We start from the raw sequence: 3,950 nt of genomic DNA, 5'->3' as shown, positions 1-3,950 counted from the left end.
AATCCCTTACCCGCCACCACCACTTTATTCTGGGTTATTTTTACGGCACAGAAATCTCAGGCGGCACATGGCAAAGAATACCGAAGTTCCCGGCGAAAACGACGAGCTTTCCGACGAAAACAACAGCCCGCAGGTTCCTCACGAGACCAACGATGGTGACCCGCGGATTATTACTGTCCCCGGTTCCTCCAAGAAATATCGCACCTCGCTAATCCTGGTCGTGGTCCTGATGGGACTGGCCTTGACGCTGCTGCAAGTCTCGACCGTGAACGTCGCCCTCGCGGTGCTGCCCGACTCTATCGGAGCCAGTGCCCAAGAGGTGCAATGGGTCATTTCTGGGTATGCCCTGGCTATCGGGCTGTCGATGGTGCCGATGGGGCGCATTGGCGACTTGTTTGGCCGCTCGCTCCTGTTCGTCCTGGGCCTTGCGCTGTTTTCCGTGTCCTCGTTCCTGTGTGCCATCTCAACCTCCGGGTCGATGCTGGACTGGATGCGGATTCTGCAAGGTTTCGCGGCCGGTATCTATAGTCCCCAGACCGCGGGAATTATTCAACAGTATTTTTCTGGACAAGCCCGAGCCATGGCCTATGCCCTGATGGGTTTGGTTGTGTCCGTTACCGTGGCTTTGGGCCCGATGCTGGCGGGCATCTTGATTGCGATTTTTGGCCGGGAACAAGGCTGGCGGCTCGCGTTTTCCCTGAACCTGCCGTTGGGCCTGATTGGGGTCATTTGTGCGCTGCTGTGGCTGCCGTTCAAACGGGAACGAATCTTCGCGCGCCGCGCCCGCATCGAAGCCTTGGAAGCCGACATTGCGCGGGCCGTCAAGTCCGGTAAAAAAGCCCCGAAACGCTCCCGGGTTGACCTTGACCCGTTGGGAATGATTCTGCTGGGGGCCGCAGTTATCGGCATTATGCTGCCTTTCGTAACCACCGGGTCGCTGTGGCGTTTCGTCCTGATTCCTGTGTCCCTCGCTGTGCTGGGTCTCTGGATTTGGTGGGAACGGGCTTACGAGGCGCGCGGACACTACCCGATGGTGAGTTTGCGACTGTTCAAAATCCCCTCCTATAGCTTTGCCAGCGCGATTGGCGCTATCCAATTCTTGGGCGTGCCCTCCGTCTACGCCATCAACGCTATGTTTTTGCAAAACGGTTTCGACCAAACCGCGCTCATTGCGGGCCTCAGCGGAATGCCCGGAGCGATACTGTCCGGCGTGACTTCCATCGCGGTGGCTCGCCAGACCATCAAGCACGGCCGGGTTATTCAAGCTTGGTCGCTGGCGATAATGCTGGTGGGGGTGGTGTTGACCGCGGTGATGGCGGTGATGTTTGCCCGCGGCGGTTCCGTGTGGCTCATCAGTATCGGGCTGGCGGTGCTGGGTTTCGGCTCGGGTTCGATGGGTTCGGCAAACCAAACTCAAACGATGCTGGAGGTTTCTCCCTCTCGAGGCGGTATCGCCGGAGGCATTCAGCAAACCGGCCAGCGTATCTTTACCGCCATCGGCTCCGCCATTCTCACTGGTGTGTTCTTTGGAGCGACCGCCGGGCTGGAAGCTACCACGCCGGGGGCGGACCTGAGCCTAGCGAACGCCTGGAGCCACGGCTATGTACTGTCCTTTGCAGGATCCGCCGGATTCCTGGCAATAGCGCTGGTGGTGGCCATTATCTTTGTTTTCTTTCCCCGTCAACCGCGTCCGGTCGCCGCGAGAAAATGAAGGTATGACATGACCACGAATAAGCCTCAGAACCCCGCAAACATAGGGTCGACAATCTGGCACGACCAAAAGCGAATGTTCCCGCCGATGGCAGTAGGGCTGTCGATGGCGGGGTTCTATGTCACCGCCGCCGGTTCACTCATCGCCACCCTGTCGCGAGATCTCGGCGTGAAACCCGAGGCTCTCAACTGGCTGGGTGCCGCCTACGGCTTTGGCATGTTGGTGTCGGGGTTGCTGGCGCCCTGGGTGATGCGCAACGGTCCAGTCTGGTCGCTGCGGCTCGCCCCGCTGTTAGTCCTGTTGGGGACCGCTTTGGTGGCGTGGAGTCCCTCGATTGCGGTCAGCTTGGTGGGGGTGACTTTGGCTTGCCTGGGAGGCACTACGGTTTCGGCCGCGGTCGCCGGCACCTTTGTCGGTACCGAGGGCACCAAATATATGTCGTTGACCGTCGGGATTAGCTCGTCGGTGTCAATCGCTACGACGGTGCTGTTTGCCCTGGTTGAGCGCGTATTCCCCGGTTTTGGCCGAATGGCGCTGTGGTTTGTCCTGGTGATGGCCCTGCCGACCTTGGTGTGGGGGTGGAGGCTCCCAGCCGTGCCCTTGCGAAAGCTGTTTCAAAAGGGTCTGAGCGATGCGGCCGCGTCGCCTGACGCTGTCGGTGAGCCGGACAGCGGTGATTCGGCCCCCACTGCTAGGGAAGCGAACCTTGAGGAGAACCCCAAAAAACCCAGCACGCCCAGCGTGAAACCCTCCAAGTGGCTGTTGATTTCCCAAATCTTGCGGCTGAGTCTCACGGCCGGAGTCGAGTTCGCCATGTATGCCTGGGCGGTGACACGCCTGCGAGAGTTAGGGGTCGAGCTGGCGCTCGCCTCGGGCCTGGCGACCGCGTTCGCCATCGGCATGGCGATGGGTCGTCTGGGCGGAGCCGTCTTTGCGCGGTATTACTGGGCTTGGTGGGTCTTTGTGGGTCTGGGGTGTTTCGGCACCGCCGCCGTCGCTTTCGTGCCCTCAGTCGGTGTCGCGGTGGTCGGTTTGTTCATCAGCGGTGTCGGGGTCAGCTGTCTGTATCCCATCAGTGCCACCGAGTTCTCCGGTTTGCCGGGGGTGCGCAAGGAGTATGCGGCGGCCGTCATCAGTTCCCTTTCGGGGATTGGTGCGATTGTGACGCCACTGTTGCTGGGACTGCTGTTGGCGGCTGTAGGACTGCACTACGGGTTCCTGGTCCTACTGGGGTTTTACGTGCTGATGGTTTTCCTGCCCCGGCCCTCTGCCTCACACCTGGGAATCGGCTAAATTGGTGTAAAAGCCTGGGGAGCGTTAGAATATTTCCTTGTGCGTCTTGATGGCGCGCGCCTTTTGCTGCCTGTAAACGGGTGGCATCTCGCGGAGAAAACGCCGCGAGAAGACTACGCAGACCGAGTGAAAACCGTGTCACCACGGCCCTCACGAAGTCAGAAAAGTTTGGGTGGAAACCTGCCAGGTCGACACCCCTATGGAAAAGGACCCAAAAATATGGCTAAGAAAAAAGTCATCGGAGTTATTAAGCTCCAGATTCAGGCCGGTGGGGCAAACCCGGCACCGCCGATTGGCCCGGCATTGAGCCAACACGGCGTGAACATTATGGAATTCTGCAAGGACTACAACGCCAAGACCGAGTCGATGCGCGGCTCCGTGGTTCCTGTGGAAATCACCGTTTACGAGGATCACAGCTTCGACTATGTGCTGAAGACTTCGCCGGCCTCCGAGATGATTCGCAAGGCTGCGGGTGTTCCGAAGGGCTCGGGCACCCCGAACACCGTCAAGGTAGCGAATCTGACCTGGGATCAGGTAGAAAAGATCGCCTCGGAAAAAATGCAAGACCTCAACGCTAATGACATCGAGGCCGCGAAAAAGATTATCGCGGGTACCGCTCGGTCCATGGGCATCACGGTCGGTTAATCGTCAAAAACTGTGGAGGGGCTTAGTGTTTGCCCACACCACGACTGCGTAAGGAGCAGAACATGAAACACGCCAAGAAATACAACGAGGCCGCGAAGAAGATTCTTCCCGACACTCTCTATCCCATCGACGACGCCTTCAAGCTGGTCAAGGAAACTTCCAGCGTGAAGTTCGACGCGACCGTAGAGGTTGCGATGCGTCTGAACGTTGACCCCCGCAAGGCTGATCAGATGGTGCGCGGCACCGTTTCTCTGCCTCACGGCACCGGCAAAACCGCTCGGGTCCTGGTTTTTGCCGTAGG

3 protein-coding genes and 1 pseudogene are annotated in these 3,950 nt (G+C 59.1%); all 4 read left to right on the top strand.

Annotated elements, in window-relative coordinates; all coding sequences use genetic code 11:
• Positions 1-67 precede the first annotated feature (67 nt).
• Positions 68-1,711 (top strand): MFS transporter, encoded by a 1,644-nt coding sequence (locus Q0X47_RS08445; protein WP_297725005.1) that lies wholly within the window; start codon positions 68-70, stop codon positions 1,709-1,711.
• 9 nt (positions 1,712-1,720) lie between these two features.
• On the top strand, positions 1,721-3,004 hold the full coding sequence (locus Q0X47_RS08440) for a sugar MFS transporter (protein WP_297725002.1): 1,284 nt from the start codon (positions 1,721-1,723) through the stop codon (positions 3,002-3,004).
• A gap of 219 nt (positions 3,005-3,223) precedes the next feature.
• Entirely contained in the window at positions 3,224-3,649 is a 426-nt protein-coding gene (rplK, locus tag Q0X47_RS08435; protein WP_297724999.1) for a 50S ribosomal protein L11, read from the top strand.
• Between the two features lie 62 nt (positions 3,650-3,711).
• Positions 3,712-3,950 (top strand): annotated as a pseudogene (locus Q0X47_RS08430) (50S ribosomal protein L1); the annotation flags it as partial.

This window comes from uncultured Mobiluncus sp. (assembly GCF_947254095.1).
Taxonomy (GTDB): Bacteria; Actinomycetota; Actinomycetes; order Actinomycetales; family Actinomycetaceae; genus Mobiluncus.
The sequence above is the reverse complement of the archived record's forward strand: the minus strand, read 5'-3'. Positions and strand labels throughout refer to the sequence as shown.

Coding starts and splice junctions, on each gene's coding strand:
- Q0X47_RS08445 (WP_297725005.1), top strand. CDS start 68: ATGGCAAAGAATACCGAAGTTCCCGGCGAAAACGACGAGCTTTCCGAC.
- Q0X47_RS08440 (WP_297725002.1), top strand. CDS start 1,721: ATGACCACGAATAAGCCTCAGAACCCCGCAAACATAGGGTCGACAATC.
- rplK (WP_297724999.1), top strand. CDS start 3,224: ATGGCTAAGAAAAAAGTCATCGGAGTTATTAAGCTCCAGATTCAGGCC.